Source organism: Paraburkholderia sediminicola, assembly GCF_046027355.1.
Taxonomy (GTDB): Bacteria; Pseudomonadota; Gammaproteobacteria; order Burkholderiales; family Burkholderiaceae; genus Paraburkholderia; species Paraburkholderia sediminicola_B.
Genome location: NZ_JAQQEK010000045.1, coordinates 13,318 through 31,033, shown reverse-complemented (window position 1 = coordinate 31,033; position 17,716 = coordinate 13,318). Strand labels below are relative to the sequence as shown.

The 17,716-nt window shown below is 62.9% G+C and carries 15 protein-coding genes; 9 read left to right on the top strand and 6 right to left on the bottom strand.

Annotated elements, in window-relative coordinates; translation table 11 throughout:
• Window positions 1–9 precede the first annotated feature (9 nt).
• Window positions 10–1,761, bottom strand: a complete 1,752-nt coding sequence (locus tag PQR42_RS40875; RefSeq protein WP_408210151.1) for an ABC transporter permease — start codon at window positions 1,759–1,761, stop codon at window positions 10–12.
• Window positions 1,762–2,475: 714 nt separating this feature from the next.
• Here PQR42_RS40875 and PQR42_RS40870 point away from each other — a divergent pair.
• Together PQR42_RS40870 and PQR42_RS40865 are read left to right on the top strand one after the other, a co-directional pair.
• Complete coding sequence (locus PQR42_RS40870) at window positions 2,476–4,167, top strand: sensor domain-containing diguanylate cyclase (RefSeq protein ID WP_408385549.1); 1,692 nt, start codon at window positions 2,476–2,478, stop codon at window positions 4,165–4,167.
• A gap of 150 nt (window positions 4,168–4,317) precedes the next feature.
• Window positions 4,318–4,584 carry a hypothetical protein gene (locus PQR42_RS40865; RefSeq protein WP_408210145.1) on the top strand — a complete coding sequence of 89 codons (267 nt, stop codon included), beginning with the start codon at window positions 4,318–4,320 and terminating at the stop codon, window positions 4,582–4,584.
• An 87-nt stretch (window positions 4,585–4,671) separates the two neighbouring features.
• Here PQR42_RS40865 and PQR42_RS40860 read toward each other — a convergent pair whose 3' ends face one another.
• Both PQR42_RS40860 and PQR42_RS40855 read right to left on the bottom strand, forming a co-directional pair.
• Window positions 4,672–5,991 carry an ATP-binding protein gene (locus PQR42_RS40860; protein WP_408210142.1) on the bottom strand — a complete coding sequence of 440 codons (1,320 nt, stop codon included), beginning with the start codon at window positions 5,989–5,991 and terminating at the stop codon, window positions 4,672–4,674.
• Window positions 5,975–6,700: a response regulator gene (locus PQR42_RS40855; protein WP_012432166.1), complete on the bottom strand. Its 726-nt coding sequence runs from the start codon at window positions 6,698–6,700 to the stop codon at window positions 5,975–5,977. Before PQR42_RS40855 ends, PQR42_RS40860 begins: the two co-directional genes overlap by 17 nt.
• A 220-nt stretch (window positions 6,701–6,920) precedes the next feature.
• Here PQR42_RS40855 and PQR42_RS40850 point away from each other — a divergent pair, with 220 nt between their 5' ends.
• Complete coding sequence (locus tag PQR42_RS40850; RefSeq protein WP_007175816.1) at window positions 6,921–7,448, top strand: Spy/CpxP family protein refolding chaperone; 528 nt, start codon at window positions 6,921–6,923, stop codon at window positions 7,446–7,448.
• A gap of 190 nt (window positions 7,449–7,638) precedes the next feature.
• Here PQR42_RS40850 and PQR42_RS40845 read toward each other — a convergent pair whose 3' ends face one another.
• A complete protein-coding gene (locus PQR42_RS40845; protein WP_408385547.1) occupies window positions 7,639–8,349 on the bottom strand; it encodes a pirin family protein in 711 nt (236 codons plus the stop codon).
• Window positions 8,350–8,944: 595 nt separating this feature from the next.
• Here PQR42_RS40845 and PQR42_RS40840 point away from each other — a divergent pair.
• From PQR42_RS40840 to PQR42_RS40820, 5 genes are all read left to right on the top strand, one after another.
• Window positions 8,945–9,721, top strand: a complete 777-nt coding sequence (locus PQR42_RS40840) for an ABC transporter substrate-binding protein (protein ID WP_408385545.1) — start codon at window positions 8,945–8,947, stop codon at window positions 9,719–9,721.
• 300 nt (window positions 9,722–10,021) lie between these two features.
• On the top strand, window positions 10,022–10,711 hold the full coding sequence (locus PQR42_RS40835) for an ABC transporter permease (protein ID WP_012432163.1): 690 nt from the start codon (window positions 10,022–10,024) through the stop codon (window positions 10,709–10,711).
• Window positions 10,708–11,421: an ABC transporter permease gene (locus PQR42_RS40830; RefSeq protein ID WP_408210130.1), complete on the top strand. Its 714-nt coding sequence runs from the start codon at window positions 10,708–10,710 to the stop codon at window positions 11,419–11,421. Before PQR42_RS40835 ends, PQR42_RS40830 begins: the two co-directional genes overlap by 4 nt.
• Window positions 11,422–11,467: 46 nt before the next feature.
• A complete protein-coding gene (locus PQR42_RS40825; protein WP_408385543.1) occupies window positions 11,468–12,247 on the top strand; it encodes an ABC transporter ATP-binding protein in 780 nt (259 codons plus the stop codon).
• A 600-nt stretch (window positions 12,248–12,847) separates the two neighbouring features.
• Window positions 12,848–13,999: a porin gene (locus PQR42_RS40820; protein WP_408210126.1), complete on the top strand. Its 1,152-nt coding sequence runs from the start codon at window positions 12,848–12,850 to the stop codon at window positions 13,997–13,999.
• Between the two features lie 258 nt (window positions 14,000–14,257).
• On the opposite strand, the gene glnK is transcribed toward PQR42_RS40820, so the two are convergent.
• Window positions 14,258–14,596, bottom strand: a complete 339-nt coding sequence (gene glnK / locus PQR42_RS40815; RefSeq protein ID WP_006048444.1) for a P-II family nitrogen regulator — start codon at window positions 14,594–14,596, stop codon at window positions 14,258–14,260.
• A gap of 125 nt (window positions 14,597–14,721) precedes the next feature.
• A complete protein-coding gene (locus tag PQR42_RS40810; protein ID WP_408385542.1) occupies window positions 14,722–16,410 on the bottom strand; it encodes an NAD+ synthase in 1,689 nt (562 codons plus the stop codon).
• A gap of 133 nt (window positions 16,411–16,543) precedes the next feature.
• Here PQR42_RS40810 and PQR42_RS40805 point away from each other — a divergent pair, with 133 nt between their 5' ends.
• Complete coding sequence (locus tag PQR42_RS40805) at window positions 16,544–17,713, top strand: GNAT family N-acetyltransferase (RefSeq protein WP_408385540.1); 1,170 nt, start codon at window positions 16,544–16,546, stop codon at window positions 17,711–17,713.
• Window positions 17,714–17,716: the final 3 nt, after the last annotated feature.

The following is a 17,716-nucleotide window of genomic DNA, read 5'->3' as shown; positions in this document are numbered from 1 at the left end:
CTTTAATACTCAATCGAGCCGGAGCTTGGCTTCGGCGTAGGCGTACATCGGACGCCACAGCAGGCGGTTGAACAGTGTCACGAACAGGGACATCACGGCGATGCCCACAATGATCTTCGGATAGTCGCCCGCGGCGGTGGACTGCGCAATGTAGGCGCCCAGACCGTGCGCGGCCACCTTGGTGTCGCCCCACTGCACGAATTCCGCGACGATGCTCGCATTCCACGCGCCGCCCGACGCGGTGATCGCGCCCGTGACGTAGTACGGGAAAATGCCCGGCAGAATCGCCTGACGCCACCACTGCCAGCCGCGGATATGGAAGTTCTTGGCCGCCTCGCGATAGTCGTTCGGATACGACGTCGCACCGGCAATCACGTTGAACAGGATATACCACTGCGTGCCGAGCACGATCAGCGGCGAGAGCCAGATGTCCGGGTTCAGATGGAAGCGCACGATCGCGATCACGAACACCGGGAACAGCAGATTGGCCGGGAACGCGGCGAGAAACTGCGCGAGCGGCTGGATCTTTTCGGCGAGCGCCGGGCGCAAGCCGATCAGCACACCCACCGGCACCCAGATCACAGACGCGATCGCAATCAGCACCACCACCCGCAGCAGCGTGATCAGCCCAAGCACGAACACGTGCCAGACTTCATCCAGCGACACGCCGGTGCGCACATAGATCACGACGCGATACACCACGTAGACGGTCGTGAGCAGCACCAGCGTCGCCCATACGATATCGCCGACGCGCGAACTCTTCTGCCTCTGCGGGATCTGGAAGCGCGGGCCCTGCAACGCCGGCAGCCGCAACGGCACGCGCGCGGCCTTGGCGAACATCCAGCCGAGCGGCACCAGCAGCCGGTGGATCAGGCGGGTGCGGCGAATCAGATCGAGCAGCCACGATTCCGGCGCGTCGCCCGAACTGGTGTTTTCCATGCGGAACTTGTCGGCCCACGCCACGAGCGGACGGAACAGCAACTGGTCGTAGGCGAGAATCACGACCGTCATCGCGAGGATCACCCAGCCGATCGCGTGCAGGTTCTTGTCCGAGATCGCCTGCGCGAGATAGGCGCCGATCCCCGGCAAGATGATCGTTCTGTTGCCGACCGTGATCGCCTCGGAGGCGACCACGAAGAACCAGCCGCCCGACATCGACATCATCATGTTCCAGATGAGGCCCGGCATCGAGAACGGGACTTCCAGCTTCCAGAAGCGCTGCCATGAAGTCAGGTGAAAGCCGCGCGAGACTTCGTCCAGATCGCGCGGCACAGTGCGCAGCGACTGATAGAAGCTGAACGTCATATTCCACGCCTGGCTCGTGAAGATCGCGAAGATCGCCGCGAGTTCGGCACCGAGCACGCGCCCCGGGAACAGTGCTAGAAAGAAGGTGACCGTAAACGAAATGTAGCCCAGCACCGGCACCGACTGCAGGATGTCGAGAATCGGCACCAGCACGAGGCCGGCGCGACGGCTCTTGGCCGCCAGCGTGCCGTACACCAGCGTGAAGGTCAGCGAGGCGACCATGGCCGCGAGCATGCGCAGCGTGGTGCGCATGGCATATTCAGGCAGGTTCGCCGGATCGAGCGAGATGGCTTGAGTCTTGAGCGTCGACATGGGCGCCAAGGTCTCGTGAAAGCCGATCGCCGCCATGGCGATCACACAGATGATCAGCGGGAAGGCGACGAAGTCCCAGCGGTTGGGCAACACCCGCCATGCCGATGCATTGGCGGTGCGCTTCAGGTTGAAGCTGAAGTCCATCAGATGCCCTCCCCGTCGAACCAGGCGTTCAAGCACGGCAAGGAGGCCGCGGCTTCGGCGCGGCGGTCTGAAGATCGGTCCGGAAAGCGGAAATCAGGCATGGCAAAACGCGTGGGCGCGGTAAATCGTTAGCGTTGGAGACACGTGAACCGGTGACGAATGTGCCCGTGGACGAACCCGCCCTGGACCGCATCCGTCAAGCCAGACTCCTGTCGCCGCAGGCGCCGCCCAAAAGGGCTGGCGAGCTTTCCTTGTTTTGGACGGCACGACACTACACCATCCTATGTTTCAGGCACAACCTTTCGCGGCAAATAGCGATAAATAGCGCAAAACGCCCTGCTACCGCCCCCCGGGCCGGCGAGCGCCGATCGCGCTGATGACTTTTTATCGCGGCGCGCCGACCACATCTTCGACCCTCGCGGCGGCTGCCGCGATGGCCCAGGAGCCCACCCGAAAAACCCGAACAACCATCAAGAAATCCGGTCGGCCTGCCGTTAAGAACCTGATGGACGCGGCAGTCGCACTTCGCATTCCCGCAATAACGGTGGCGTCTGGCCCCATGACGGTTAAAATCAGGAGACGACGCCTGTTATCGGTTTATCCCGGGCCACAGCGACGGCGTATTGCCGACCGCTTCCACAGGGGCGAAACAGCGCGAGCGCGCTGCCACGATTGAGCTAGTTGCATGTCACAGCCAGACGGATCAGAGGGTCGATGAACAGGACAACCTTGCGCCAGGCAACCGGGCCGGTCAGCTTTATGCTGATCGTCCTGGTTTGCTGGATCGTGGCCGGCATGGTTGCGGACCGGATGGTACAGCAAGAGCTGGACGCGGCCCTGCGTGCGCAGCGGCAAATGTCCGCGTCGATCGTGGACAACATGGCGGAGGTGATCGCCAGCGACCTTGCGATGTCTCGCGCCATCCCCGCAACCATGGCCGAAATGGACGTGGTCCAGCGCGCTCTGGTGCAATCCCAGAATTATGCCGTGAACGGCGAAGCGACGGAACCCGTCCTGCGCGCCGCGTTGCTGAAAGACAAGCAGATGAGCGCCGTGAGCAACTTCCTGCACGACGCGCAAGGCTTCTCCGGGCTCGACCAGATCTGGCTCGTCAACGCCAACGGTGTCTGCGTCGCCTCGAGCAACTCCATCAACAATCCGCTCGCGGCCGAGCGCTCCTTCGTCGGCACCGACATGCGCGTGCGCGGCTACCTGACGAACGCGCTGCTCGGCGCGTTCTCCGAAGCCTACGGCGTCGGCCGCTCGAGCGGCGAGCCCGGCATCTTCATCGCCGCGCCGGCTTACGCGGACGGCCTGCTGGTCGGCGTGGTCGTCGCCAAGGTCGGCATCGCCCGGCTGCGCCACTGGGTCGCGCACGCCGGCACCTTCGTCGCCGACGACAACGGCGTCATCATCATGGCGCACAACAGCGAGCTCGAAGGCCGCGCGCTGCCGAACTCACGCGTCACACAGATGACGCCTGCCGAGCGCAAGACCATCTACCTGCGCGACGCGATTCCCGACATCCATATCAGCGTGGACTCGCAAGTGCGCGAACAGGCGCCGTGGGTGCCGTCCGCCGTGGCTGGGCAACTGTTCGGCATGTCCGAGCGACCCATGCCGTCGCTCTATCAGACGCGCGGCGGCCTGAACTCGGGCCTGTCGGCGCATCTGGTCGATCCGCTCGTGGCGTGGCCGGAACTGCTGCGCAATCACAAGCGCGATCATTTGCTGGTGTTTCTGACGCTGGCCGGCACGGTCGCGCTGGCGTGGGTGATCACGGTGTCGTATGTGCGCGAGCGGCGCCACCATCGCGCCACGCGCGATCTCGCCGAACAACTGCAATCCGCCAATACGTTGCTGTCGGCCGAGGCGCGCCACGACGCGCTGACCGGCGCGCTGTCGCGGCGCTATTTTCTCGACCTGTTGCGCCATGAGATCGAACGCGCGCATGCGGGCAACGAGCCGCTGTGCATGGCGATCGCCGACCTCGACCACTTCAAGCAGATCAACGACCGCTTCGGCCACGCCGCCGGCGACCGCGCGCTCGAACATTTCGTCGACACCTGCCGCGCCGAGCTGCGCGGCGCCGATGCGATCGGCCGCCTAGGCGGCGAAGAGTTCGGCCTGCTGCTGCCGGCCACGGATCTGGCCGGCGGCCACGAAGTCGTCGAACGCTTGCGGCTGCGTCTGAAAGCGGTCCCTTCGCCGAAGCTACCCGCTTCGGTGGGCTTGAGCGTGAGCATCGGCATCACCGAACTTTCTCCCGACGATCTGCCCGAGCGGATCATGAGCCGCGCCGACATGGCCCTGTACGCGGCAAAATCGGGCGGCCGCGACCGCACCGAAGCCTTGCCGCCCGACGACACCGCGCCGCCTACCCGCACGGTGGCCAACGTCTGGTGACACGTTCGCCAGACGTTGGCCACCGGCGCGTCAATCAGCACGCAAGCTGATGCAAGGCAAGCGCGGCCGTCGGGCATCCCGTAACGAAGCAGGTATGATCGACCCTGATATGGATCGAGGTTGCCGCTACCGCTTTAACGGGAGATTCGCATGAAGGGAAATTTGGTGATCGTCTGTCGCGATCAGGATGCTGACGCGTTCGACCATCTGCTGGCTGAATACGGCGCGTTCCAGACGCGCTTGTCGTCCACCGCGTGGTATCTGAAACTGGACGTGGCGCCGGAACTGATTCAGGAAGAGATCCTGGCGCGTCTCGGTAAATACACCACGCACTATATTTTCGAAGCCGAAACGGTGACGTGGAATACGGTGGATGGCGACGCGGCGAATGCGCTGAATACGTTGTTCTCGGACTAGCGAGCCGGCTGCTGGCCGCGTCTTCCGAACCTTGCGTTTGGATCCCGAGACGCGGCACAGACTGCCGAAGCCCGCTCCGTGCACCTATTAACTCCAGGCACTCTCCGAAGCCGCCGCGACGCGCGGCAACACGTCGAACGGAAAGCTCATCAAGACTCGCAAACCACGGCCGCCGTGGTTGCCGATCTCCCACTCCCCGCCCGCACGCCGCACCAGCCGTTCGACAATGGCGAGCCCGAGGCCGCTATGACCGTTGCCGCCGCGCGCCGGATCGAGCCGCACGAAAGGCCGGCTGGCGTTGATCAGATCCTGAGCCGCGATCCCGCTGCCGCTGTCGCTCACCGACAAGGTGAAGCCTTGCGAGGTACGCGCTGTGGCGACGACGATCGGCGGCGCACCGTATGCATGCGCGTTGTCGAGCAGGTTCGACAGAATCCGGTCGAGCGTGGCGGCGGGCAACAGGAACGCCGGCCCCGCGTTGAGTTCGGTCTGCACGGTGGACGCACCGGAGGCCACCGCGCGATAGCTGCGCACCACCCGCTCGCACTGCGCGTCCACTTCGACTGCCTCGCTGCGATCGGCGCCGTCATGAGCGAACACCAGAAACTGTTCGACGATGTGCGTCATGGAATCGACGTCGCGCACCACGCCGTCGCGCATCTTCACTTCGTCCATCATTTCGGCGCGCAGCCGCAAACGCGCGAGCGGCGTTTTCAGATCGTGCGCCACACCCGCCAGCATCACGGCACGGTCGTTTTCCGTGCGCGCCACTTCCTGGACCATCTGGTTGAATCCGTGCGTGAGCTGACGCAACTCGCGCGGCCCGCGCTCCGGCACCGGCGGCACCGGCAAGCCGCGGCCGAAGCGCGCCACCGCCTGGGCGAGCGAGCGCAATGGTTGCTGCAGCGCCCACGCGGCGAACAGCGCCGCCATGACCGCGAACGAGAAAATAATGGCAAGCCACAGCACCGTGCGGTCGAGCGAGCGCGGCGTACGCAACGGCTGCACCGGCACGACGATCCAGCTGCGGTCGGAGGTGGCACGCACCCACAGCGTGGGCGGACGGCCCGGCAAACCGACGCGCACCTGCGTGCCGGACGGCATGCGGTCACGCACGTCTTCGATGAAACGTTCGAGCGGCGGCGGCATATCCGCAGCCTCCGGCGGCACTTCAGGGCTCGCCGGGTCGACCAGTTTGACGCGCGACGGCAACGGCTGATCCGGCGTTCGGGCGACGTGCTGACGCACCGCGTCGACGAGGAAGGTCGCTTCCTCGACCGCGTAGCGCGTTTGCAGTTGACTGCGCTCGAGGCGCATGAGCGCGTACCACGCGAAATGCGACAGCAGCAGCACCGCGACGACTAGCAGCGCCAGCCGCCCGAACAGCGAATCAATGGGCCGGCGCATGCTGTTCGCCGTCGGGCACGAACACGTAGCCGCGGCCGCGCACTGTTTGAATGAAGCGCGGCGTGGACGGGTCGGTTTCTAGAATGCGCCGCAGACGCCAAACCTGCACGTCGATGCCGCGGTCGGTGCCGTCGTATTCCGGACCGTGCAGCAGTTCGAGCAGGCGCTCGCGCGTGAGCGTGCGCATGGGGTGATTGACGAAAATCTTCAGCAACGCGAATTCGCTGCCCGACAACGTGAGCGGCTTGTCTTCCAGATGCAGCGTGCGCGACTGGAAGTCCAGCGTGAAGCGGCCAAAGTTGAACGGCTCGCGCTGCTCCGGCGCCGCCGCCGACGGCAGCGTGCGGCGGCGCCGCAGCACCGCCTGCACGCGTGCCAGCAACTCGCGCGGATTGAACGGCTTACCGAGGTAGTCGTCCGCGCCGAGCTCCAGACCGACGATGCGGTCGACGTCGTCCGCCCGCGCCGTGAGCATGATCACGGGGATATCGTCGCCCGACGCGCGCAGCTTACGCAGCGCCGTGAGCCCGTCGACGCCCGGCATCATCAGGTCGAGCACGATCAGATCCGGGCGCTCGCGTTCGAGCCGGCGCTCGAGCGAGCCCGCGTCGTGCAGCACCGAAACCTCGATGCCCTGGCGGGCCAGATAGTCGCGGAGCAGATCGCGCAATTCGACGTCGTCGTCGACAACAAGTATTTGAGTAGCCATGGGATGAAGTTTAACGCGCAGCAGGATGGGTTTTCGATTTCAAACCGGCCCCAAGGGTTACCGGGTGTTACGGTGAAAGGTGTGCGTAATCCCCCGTAACAGCCGCATCCTGCCACGTAACACAGCGAGCTGCGCAGTTCTCTACGCTGTCTCTTACCGAATGCACGCCGTCCACTTTAACCGGTTGCATCGTCGGCTATTCCATTACAGGGAGTCTCACATGTCTACCAAAAAGATGTCGCGCGTTCTCGCCGTTGCCGCCACTGCTCTCGCCATTGGCGCGGGCGCTGCCTATGCCGCACAACCCGCCGAACACGGCGGCCCCGGCGGCTGGCACGGCCACTTCATGAAGCAATTGACGCAACTCCATGATCAGTTGAAGCTGAACGCGGATCAGGAAAAGCAGTGGCAAGCCGCGCTCGACACCATGAAGCAGAACCACGAGGCCATGCGCGCCAATCATGAGCAGATCAAGAACCAGTTCAAGGCCGCGCAGCAACAGCCGATCCTGGATCTGAACGCCATGGCGGCCGCGCACCAGCAGGTCGAGCAGAAAGACGCGCAACTGCGTCAGCAAACCTCGGATGCCTGGCTCAAGTTCTACAACGGCCTGAACGACCAGCAGAAGACTACCGTCAGCACGGCGCTCAAGCAGCGCTTTGCGAAGATGGAGTCGCGTCATGAAAAGATGCACGAGCGCTGGGAGCATCGCAAGGGCGCGGCATCGGCGCCGGCGGCCAATCAGTAAGCGGCCCGGTGTAGATGCACAGGCGGCCTGCGCGGCCGTCTGCGTTGCTGGATGCAAAAACGCCACGGAGGTTGGACTTCCGTGGCGTTTTTTTGACTACGCGGTGCGGAGCGGCGCGATGCGTGCGCGACGCTCGCTCGTTGCGACTTCAACTATTTCTTCAGTGGAAGCGCAACCGAACGATCACGACTTAGCCGTTCAGTTGCCCCAAATCGAACAGCAGCACTTCGGCGTTCTCGCCCTTCTCCAGCGTCACCGTGTCCGTGTCGCTGAGCTTGGCGGCGTCGCCCGCACGGAGCACCTTGCCGTTTACCGTCAGCGCGCCGCGCGCCACGTGCACATACGCCAGGCGTCCTTTGGGCAGCGCGAACGTCGCCGTTTCTTCGCCGTCGATCAACGCCGCGTAAATCGACGCATCAGCATGAATCGTCACCGAGCCGTCGCGGCCGTCGGGCGACGCGACCACGCGCAGGCGGCCGCGCTTGTCGGCGGCGTCGAAGCGCTTTTCCTCGTAGCTCGGCTGATCGCCCGCACGCTGCGGAATCACCCAGATCTGCAGCAGGTGCGCGGATTCGTCCTGCGACGCGTTGAACTCGCTGTGCTGCACGCCGGTGCCGGCGCTCATGCGCTGCACGTCGCCGGGACGGATCGTCGAGCCGTTGCCCATGCTGTCGCGGTGGGCCAGCGCGCCTTCGAGCACATACGTGACGATTTCCATGTCGCGATGGCCGTGCGTGCCGAAGCCCTCGCCGCCGGCGATACGGTCTTCGTTGATGACCCGCAGCGGGCCGAAATGCACGTGCTGGGGATCGCGATAGTCGGCAAACGAGAAGCTGTGATACGAGTCGAGCCAGCCGTGGTTGGCGTGACCGCGCTCTTCGGAGCGGCGAATCTCGAACATGGAAGTACTCCTGGTGAGTAAATAGCGATGCACAGAACGTATGGGCATGGCCTGCACTAAACAATCGGCGCGGGTGCACCGGATCGTTCCATAAATCCGTGCAATCGGGCGTTGGCGCGTCCGGCGCTGGTCCGGCCGCGCATGCAAGACCGCGGCTGCGATTCCGACCTCGGCATAGGTACGACAAACGCACTGCACATGAGTCGCGCATTCGCCGCAAGCGCGACCGGCCCCGTACGGTCTGGAAAGAACGCAACAGCGTCGCGCCCGCACAACGTCCGCGCACGCCGGTTTGCCGCCGCCGGCGTCCCGGACTGGCGCCCCGTCCCTGTTCGGGTAAAATACCGCGCTTTTCGAGATTGCGTGGGCGCCAAAGGCGTACCGGCGAGCCCGACATGGCGAGCCGCGATGGGTTGGCAGCCGGTTTCAGACCCGCGCCGGACTCCCTCGATGCATCGAATGCACGCGCCCCGCTCCGAAGCAGCAACCCCGAGCGGCGCGACAATTTTGACCGCCTAGAATAGCGACGGCCGGCCACGAGCCGGCGGTCGTCGAGATCGAAGCACCACGACGATCAGTTTGACCCAGGAGAAACATGAAGAAGTTCGCACTCTGCGTGGCGCTCGCGGTCATGGCCACCGGCGCGATGGCGAAAGAGTGGAAAACCGTGCGAATCGGGGTGGACGCCAGCTATCCGCCGTTCGAATCCAAGGCACCCAACGGCCAGGTGGTCGGCTTCGACGCCGATCTGACCCGCGCGCTGTGCGCGAAGATGAACGTGAAATGCGTGTGGGTCGAGCAGGACCTCGACGGCATCATTCCGGCGTTGAAGGGCAAGAAGTACGACGCGATCGTGTCGTCGCTGACCATCACGGACAAGCGCCGCGAGCAGATCGACTTCTCCGGCAAGCTGTTCGACGCCCCGGCCCGCATGATTGCCAAGGCAGGTTCGCCGCTTCTGCCCACGGCTGAATCGCTGAAGGGCAAACGCGTCGGCGTCGAGCAGGGTTCGACTCAGGAAGCCTACGCCAAGGTCTGGTGGGAGCCCAAAGGCGTGACCGTGGTGCCTTACCAGAATCAGGATCAGGTGTACGCCGACCTCGCTTCGGGGCGTCTGGACGCCGCGTTGCAGGACGAAGTGCAAGCCGACGCCGGTTTCCTGAAGACGCCGCGCGGCAAAGGCTTCGGCTGGGCGGGCCCGGAAGTGAAGGACCCGAAGACGATCGGCGAAGGCACGGCCATCGGCCTGCGCAAGGACGACACCGAGCTCAAGGCGATGTTCAACCGGGCGCTGGCGCAGGTTCACCAGGACGGCACGTTCAGGAAGCTCGAGAAGCAGTACTTCGACTTCGACATCTATCCTGCCCATTGAGTCTGGACACTGAGTCCGGGAAACACACGTGGCACCCACGAAACTCGGGGCTCGCCCGCATGGGCTTTCGCGAGGCTTCGTAATACAGTCGGCAGTAGATTCAAGAGTAGATTCACCCGCAGTTTCACAACGAGAGTCGAAAAGCGCGCTGCAAGACCGGTAACGGCCATGCAGTCATGATTTGCACAGCGGTGCGCTGTGCGCCGCAGGTCACAGCGAGCCCCAGGCTCGCGGCAAACGCGGCGCAGAGTTGGCCGCGTCTTTCGCGGTGTGTCGCAAACACATCGTCAAGGACCCCCTATGTTCCTTCAAGGCTACGGCCCGCTGCTCCTCAACGGCACCTGGCAAACCGTCAAACTGGCGGTGTTGTCGCTGGCGTTCGCTTTCGTGCTGGGCCTGCTCGGCGCGGCGGCGAAACTGTCGAAAAACCGTTTCTCCTACGGCGTCGGCACGGTCTACACCACGCTCGTGCGCGGCGTGCCCGACCTGGTGCTGATGCTGCTGCTCTTCTATAGCATCCAGATCTGGCTGAACAACCTGACCGATCTGCTCGGCTGGGACCAGATCGACATCGATCCCTTCGTGGCCGGCGTCGCGGTGCTCGGCTTCATTTACGGCGCGTACTTCACCGAGACCTTCCGCGGCGCGTTTCTGGCGGTGCCGCGCGGCCAGCTCGAAGCCGGCGCCGCTTACGGCATGACCGGCTGGCAGGTGTTCACCCGCGTGATGTTCCCGCAGATGATGCGCTTCGCGCTGCCCGGCATCGGCAACAACTGGCAGGTGATGGTGAAGGCCACCGCGCTGGTATCGATCATCGGTCTCGCCGACGTGGTCAAGGCTTCGCAGGACGCGGGCAAGGGCACGCTGCGGTTCTTCTTCTTCACCCTGTTCGCAGGGGCGATCTATCTCGTCATCACCACAGTGTCCAACTTCGTGCTGATGTACCTCGAAAAGCGTTACTCGACCGGCGTGCGAAAGGCGGATCTATGATCGAGATCATTCAGGAATACTGGCGCAATTATCTCTACACCGACGGCTATCGCATCACCGGCGTCGCGATCACGCTGTGGCTGCTGGTGGTGTCGATCGGGTTCGGCTTCTGTCTGTCGATTCCGCTCTCGGTGGCGCGCGTGTCGAAGAAGAAGTGGCTCTCCCGTCTCGTGTGGCTGTATACGTACATCTTCCGCGGCACACCGTTGTATGTGCAACTGCTGCTGTGCTACACCGGCTTGTACAGTCTCGAGATCATTCGCAATCACGAACTCACCAATGCGTTCTTCCGCGACGGCATGCATTGCACGCTGCTCGCTTTCACGCTGAACACCTGCGCATACACCACCGAGATTTTCGCCGGCGCGATCAAGGCGACGCCGTACGGCGAAATCGAAGCGGCACGCGCGTATGGCATGTCGTCGTTCACGCTGTACCGGCGCGTGATTCTGCCGTCGGCGCTGCGCCGCGCATTGCCCTACTACAGCAATGAAGTGATCCTGATGCTGCACGCCACCACCGTCGCGTTTACCGCGACCGTGCCGGACATCCTCAAGATCGCGCGCGATGTGAACTCGGCGACGTATCAGTCGTTCAATGCGTTCGGCATCGCCGCCCTGCTCTATCTGTGCATATCTTTCGCGCTCGTGTGGCTGTTCCGCCGCGCCGAGCGCCGCTGGCTCGCTTACCTGCGGCCGCAAGGCAAGTAATCCGGGGCACCACGCCCTCAGCAAGTAAGCATGCCCAAGGATCCTGATGACCACCAAGAAGCAAAAGCTCTTCGTCGACGAGCTTCACAAACAGTACGGCGACAACGAAGTTCTCAAGGGCGTGTCGCTCAAGGCCAACGCCGGCGACGTAATCAGCGTGATCGGCTCGTCCGGTTCGGGCAAGAGCACGATGCTTCGCTGTATCAACTTTCTCGAGCAGCCGAACGCCGGGCGCATCTTTGTCGACGGTGAGGAAGTGCGCACGCAGATCGGCAAGAACGGCGGGCTGCGCGTGTCGGACCCGAAGCAGTTGCAGCGCGTGCGCACCAGGCTGTCGATGGTGTTCCAGCACTTCAACCTGTGGTCGCACATGAATGTGCTCGAGAACATCATCGAGGCGCCCGTCAACGTGCTGGGTCTGAAGCGCAAGGAAGCCGAAGACCGCGCGCGTGAATATCTGGAAAAGGTGGGGCTCGCGCCGCGTTTGGAGAAACAGTATCCGTCGCATCTGTCGGGCGGCCAGCAGCAGCGTGTGGCGATCGCGCGCGCGTTGGCCATGCATCCGGATGTGATGCTGTTCGATGAGCCGACTTCCGCGCTCGACCCCGAACTGGTCGGCGAAGTGCTCAAGGTCATGCAGACGCTCGCCGAGGAGGGCCGCACGATGATCGTCGTCACGCATGAAATGGCCTTCGCGCGCAACGTGTCGAATCACGTGATGTTTCTGCATCAAGGCCGGGTGGAAGAAGAAGGCCATCCCGACGAAGTATTCAGGAACACGAAGAGCGACCGGCTCAAGCAGTTCCTCTCTGGAAGCCTCAAATAGAAGCTCGACACAGAACCGAATCAACCCGCTATTTGGGTTGTAGTCAAAGTAGCATTACAAGGCGCTTACCGGCGCCTTTTTTGTTTCGCTCACCTGCACATTCCGGCGATTTCGGCCGCGAAAACCGCTCCCCGCAAGCCTCGAACTCCCGCCTTTTCGCCATACTCTGCCGCATTTAAAGCGTCAATAGTGGCAATCCTTAACGTTGCCCGCGCTGATCCGTGATTCCCTTGTCGCATAAGGGTTTCCGCGTTTTTCGAAGGTCTTGTAACGGGTCGTCGCGCACATTCGTATTGCAATTTGGAGACATCGATCAAGGCAGGTACTAATTTCTTCTCCCAGTTCAGGGTATTTTTGATAAATTAGTAACCAAAGTAGCAAAACAAAGTTCATTAAAAGTAGTTTCACTTCAAAGCACAGAGGAGAACCGGTCGGCGAGGGATCGGCATGGCGACCAGATAGCCCCAAGGCTACACGTCACGGCAGGAGACCCAATCCACCCGCTAATCTCCCTGGTACCGATTTCTGTTCGGCGCAAATCGCGGCCGAGCACCATTCGCAGTACTGGGTTTCACTTTTTGACAGGGTATGGAGGAGAAGATGAAGAAAGCTTTGCTCGCCGCTGCGCTGATGACAGCCGGTGTTGTTGCGCACGCCCAAAGCAGCGTGACGCTGTACGGCCGCCTTGACGCCGGTATCGAATACATGACGGGCGTTCCGCAAGGCTCGAACGCAGCTGGCTCGGCAACGGGCAGCACGAACCGTTGGCGCGCGGAAAGCGGCGACTGGGGTACCAGCCTGTGGGGCTTGAAGGGCGTTGAGGACATCGGTGGCGGCAACAAGGTCCTGTTCCAGTTGGAAGGCTCCTTCAACACCATGACGGGTGCAGGCCCTGGCGGCGGCGGTCTCTTCAATCGTTGGGCAACTGTCGGCTTGTCGAACGACCAGTACGGTACGTTCACGATGGGCCGCATGCTGTACATCTCGAACGGCGTGTGGGACTTCGACCCGTTCGGTCAATCGAACTGGTCGTCGGCATCGCTGGTGCGTGGCCGCAACTGGCCGCAATCGAGCAACAACTTCGCTTACCAGTCGCCGAAGATCGCGGGCTTTGACTTCTACGGTCAATACGCGCTGTCGAACGCAACGAGCTGGAACGGCAACGGCACGACCCCTCAAGGTCGTGAAGCTGGCGCGCAGGTCACCTACACGACCTCGCTGTTCCAGATTCGCGGTATTTACGACGAAATCCGCAATCCGGCTAACGGCGTGCTGTACGGCCCGAACCCGAGCGCGGTCAATACGGCCAACGTCGGCAACGGTGTATTCGCGGCATCGCGTGAATACTCGGCTCTCGTGAACGTGTTCCTCGGCCAGTTCAAGATTCAGGCTGCTTACCAGGCTGTCCGTTCGGCAGGTGCACAGAACGTTCTGCCGGGCCAGCCGACGACTCTCGATCACGAATGGGGCGGTGTGACGTGGCAAGCAACGCCGGCTGCGGCGCTGATTGCGGCGGTCTACCACGTGAACGGCAACAATGGCGCAGGCAACGCGACGATCTACACGGTCGGCGGCTCGTACAACCTGTCCAAGCGCACGCTGCTGGACATCCAGGTCGCGACGACGCAAAACAGCAAGACGGCTAACTACGGCCTGAATGCAAACAACGCAGGTACGGCAACCAGCACGGACAACCCGCTGCCGGGCCATAGCCAAACCGGCGTGTACGCAGGTATTCAACACTCGTTCTAATCGAACGGTGTTCCCCGAAGGGACTTCCTTCGGGGTGTAGTCCAGAGTTCTTCAAGAGAATCTTTTTCACGCTGCTGCGAGAGGCGCGTATCGGTGCGATGTCCGAAAGGGTATCGCACCGTTTTTTATTTGAGCGCACGGTTCTGCCACGGCCTGAGCGCACCGGCGCGGTGCATTCATGGCTGATGTTGTGCAGCTGACTGCGGTGGGCAAATTCCGCCGCTCAATTCCTGCTTTAAGACAACGAACTCAGCTGCTTCAAACCGCTGCTTCGTTTTCTTCGCCGGTACGAATGCGAATCACGCGCTCGACGTCCGCGACGAAAATCTTGCCGTCGCCGATCTTGCCGGTGCGCGCCGCGCCGATGATCGCGTCGATCACCTGGTCGCACTGATTGTCCGCCACCACCACTTCGATCTTCACTTTCGGCAGAAAGTCGACCACGTACTCTGCACCACGATAGAGCTCGGTATGGCCTTTTTGCCGACCAAAGCCTTTGACCTCGGTCACGGTCAGCCCGGTGAGGCCCACTTCAGCAAGCGCCTCGCGCACTTCGTCGAGTTTGAACGGTTTGATGACTGCAGTGATGCGCTTCATGGCGGACCTCGTCTCGTGTCTGGAAGAGTGAAAGGGAAATGGATGATTTTTATTCTACGCCGCGCCGGATGCGTTGCGGCAATCCGGCGCGTGCTTCGGGTTAGTCCGCATTCGTTCGCCGCGGCTCACTCCACCGGTTCGGTGTAGCGCGACGTGATCGGATAACGCCAGTCGCGCCCGAACGCGCGATGCGTGACGCGAATGCCGATCGGCGCCTGGCGCCGCTTGTATTCGTTGATCTTGATGAGGCGCGTGACGCGTTTGACGTCGTCGACCGCATAGCCCGCCGCGATGATTTCCGCGAGCGAGCGGTCCTCTTCCATGTACATGCGCATGATCGCGTCGAGGACTTCGTACTCCGGCAAGCTGTCCTGATCGGTCTGGTTCTCGCGCAGTTCCGCCGACGGCGCGCGCGTCAGAATCCGTTCGGGAATGACGTCCTGCTTGTCGAAGGTGGTGGCCTGGTTGCGGTAGTGGCACAGCCGGTAGACGAGCGTTTTCGCAATGTCCTTGATGACCGCGAAGCCGCCGGCCATGTCGCCGTACAACGTGCAGTAGCCCACCGCCATTTCGCTCTTGTTGCCGGTGGTCAGCACGATCGAGCCGAACTTGTTCGAGAGGGCCATCAGCAAGGTGCCGCGAATGCGCGCCTGAATGTTTTCTTCGGTGGCGTCTTCGGCGCGGCCCGCGAATTCTTCCGCGAGCGAGCCGCGGAACGCGTCGAACATCGGCGCGATCGCGATTTCGTCGTAGCGCACGCCGACGCGGCGTGCCATTTCGGCGGCGTCCGTGGTGGAAATGTCCGCCGTGTAGCGCGACGGCATCATCACCGCACGCACGCGATCCGCGCCGAGCGCGTCGCACGCGACGGCCAGCACCAGCGCCGAATCCACGCCGCCGGACAGGCCGATCAGCGCGCCCGGGAAACCGTTCTTGTTGATGTAGTCGCGCACACCCATCACGAGCCCGGCATAAACCTGAGCCTCGATCGACAGCTCCGGCGCGATCGCCGCGGGCAATGGCTTGCCGTCTTCGAATTCGACGATCGCGGTCGCTTCCTCGAACTGCGCCATCTTCGCGACCAGTTCGCCTTGTGCGTCGAGCACGAAGGAACCGCCGTCGAACACCAGTTCGTCCTGCGCGCCGACCATGTTCACGTAGACCATCGGCAGTCCGGTCTCGCGAATCCGCGCGCGCAGAATGTCGAAGCGCACCGCTTCCTTGTTCAGGTGATACGGCGAGCCGTTCGGAATCAGCACCACTTGCGCGCCCGCCGCCTTCGCCATTTGCGCAGCCGACGCATGCCACGCGTCCTCGCAGATCACCACGCCGTACTTCACGCCATCGAGTTCGAACACGAACGGCTGCGGGTCCGACGCGAAGTAGCGTTTCTCGTCGAACACCTCGGTGTTGGGCAAATCCTGCTTGCGATAGGTGCCGCGCACTTCTCCGTCGACGATCAGCGAGGCCGCGTTGAAGGTATCGACCGGCGGCACGCCGCGCTCGATCGGCGCGTTTGCATTACCATGGCCGTGCGCCGCGTCACGTAGGGGATGGCCGACGATCACATGCAGGCCGGCGAACGGCTTCAGTTGCGTGGCGAGGTCGGCCAGCGCCGCCGCGCTCGCGGCATAGAACGCGGGACGCAGCAGCAGATCTTCGGGCGGATAGCCGGACAGCGCGAGTTCAGGCGCGACTAGCAGCTTCGCACCATCGTTGTGCGCGGCACGCGCGGCAGCGACGATCTTCGCGACGTTGCCGGCGAAGTCGCCGACGGTGACATTGATTTGAGCAAGAGCGATTCGGGTCTTCATGGCAGGATCGACAGGCAAGCCGACGTGGCTTGCGAGTACCGCGGCTGGTTAGCTCGACGGAATGGACAAATCGGATAAACGAACGGCGTGGCGCTCAGAGCGCCGCGCCGCTCATTGGGAACAGTCACACAGATTGAACCAGGAACGCTTTGATTATCGCACGGGCATTCTGGCGTCGCCCTCCGAGGTGGACGCCGCCGAATGGAATGCCCTTCTCGCGCAGCAGTCGCAGCCCACGCCGTTTCTGCGGCATGAGTTCTTGAGCGCCCTGCATGCGACCCGTTGCGCGGTCGCGGATAGCGGCTGGGCGCCGCAATTCGTCACGCTGACCGACCCGCGCACGGACAAGCTCGTGGCCGCCGCGCCCGTGTATCTGAAAGGGCACTCATACGGCGAGTACGTGTTCGACTGGGCCTGGGCCGACGCCTACAAGCGCAACGGTTTGCCGTATTACCCGAAGCTGCTGTGCGCGGTGCCGTTCACGCCGGTGCAAGGCAACCGGTTGTTGTCGGCGGATACGCATGCGCTCAGGCACCTGGCCGCGACGCTGATGGCGTTTGCCGAACAGGCCGACGTATCGTCGCTGCACGTGTTGTTTCCAACCGAAACGGAAGCGGATGCGCTCACCGACATGGGCATGATGCAACGCGAAGGCGTGCAGTTTCACTGGCTGAACGACGGCTATCGCGACTTCGACGATTTCCTCTCCACGCTCGAACAGAAGAAGCGCAAGAACATTCGCGCCGAGCGTCGCAAAGTGCACGAGGCCGGCGTGACGATGCGCCGGATTCGCGGCGAGGACATCCAGGACGCGGACTGGCGCTTCTTCAGCAAGTGTTATCGGCAGACGTACCGCGAGCACTTTTCGAGTCCGTATCTGAACCTCGATTTCTTCCGCATGATCGGCGCGTCGATGCCGGAGAATCTGCTACTTGTGATCGCCGAATACGAAGGCAAGCCGATCGCGAGTTCGCTGGTGGTGTATCAGCGCGACGCAAAAACCGGCGGCACGCTATATGGCCGCTATTGGGGCGCGCTCGAACACGTGCCGTGCCTGCACTTCGAAACGGCGTACTACCAGCCGCTCGAATTCTGCATCGAGGAAAAGCTCGGCGCGTTCGAAGGCGGCGCCCAAGGCGAGCACAAGATGGCTCGCGGGTTCCTGCCCACGGTGACGCGCTCGGCGCACTGGCTCGCGCGCCCCGCTTTCGCCGATGCGGTCGGCCACTTTCTCGACAACGAAAAGAACAGCATCCACGCGTATGTGGATGAGCTGCGCGAACACAATCCGTTCAAAGGCTGAAGC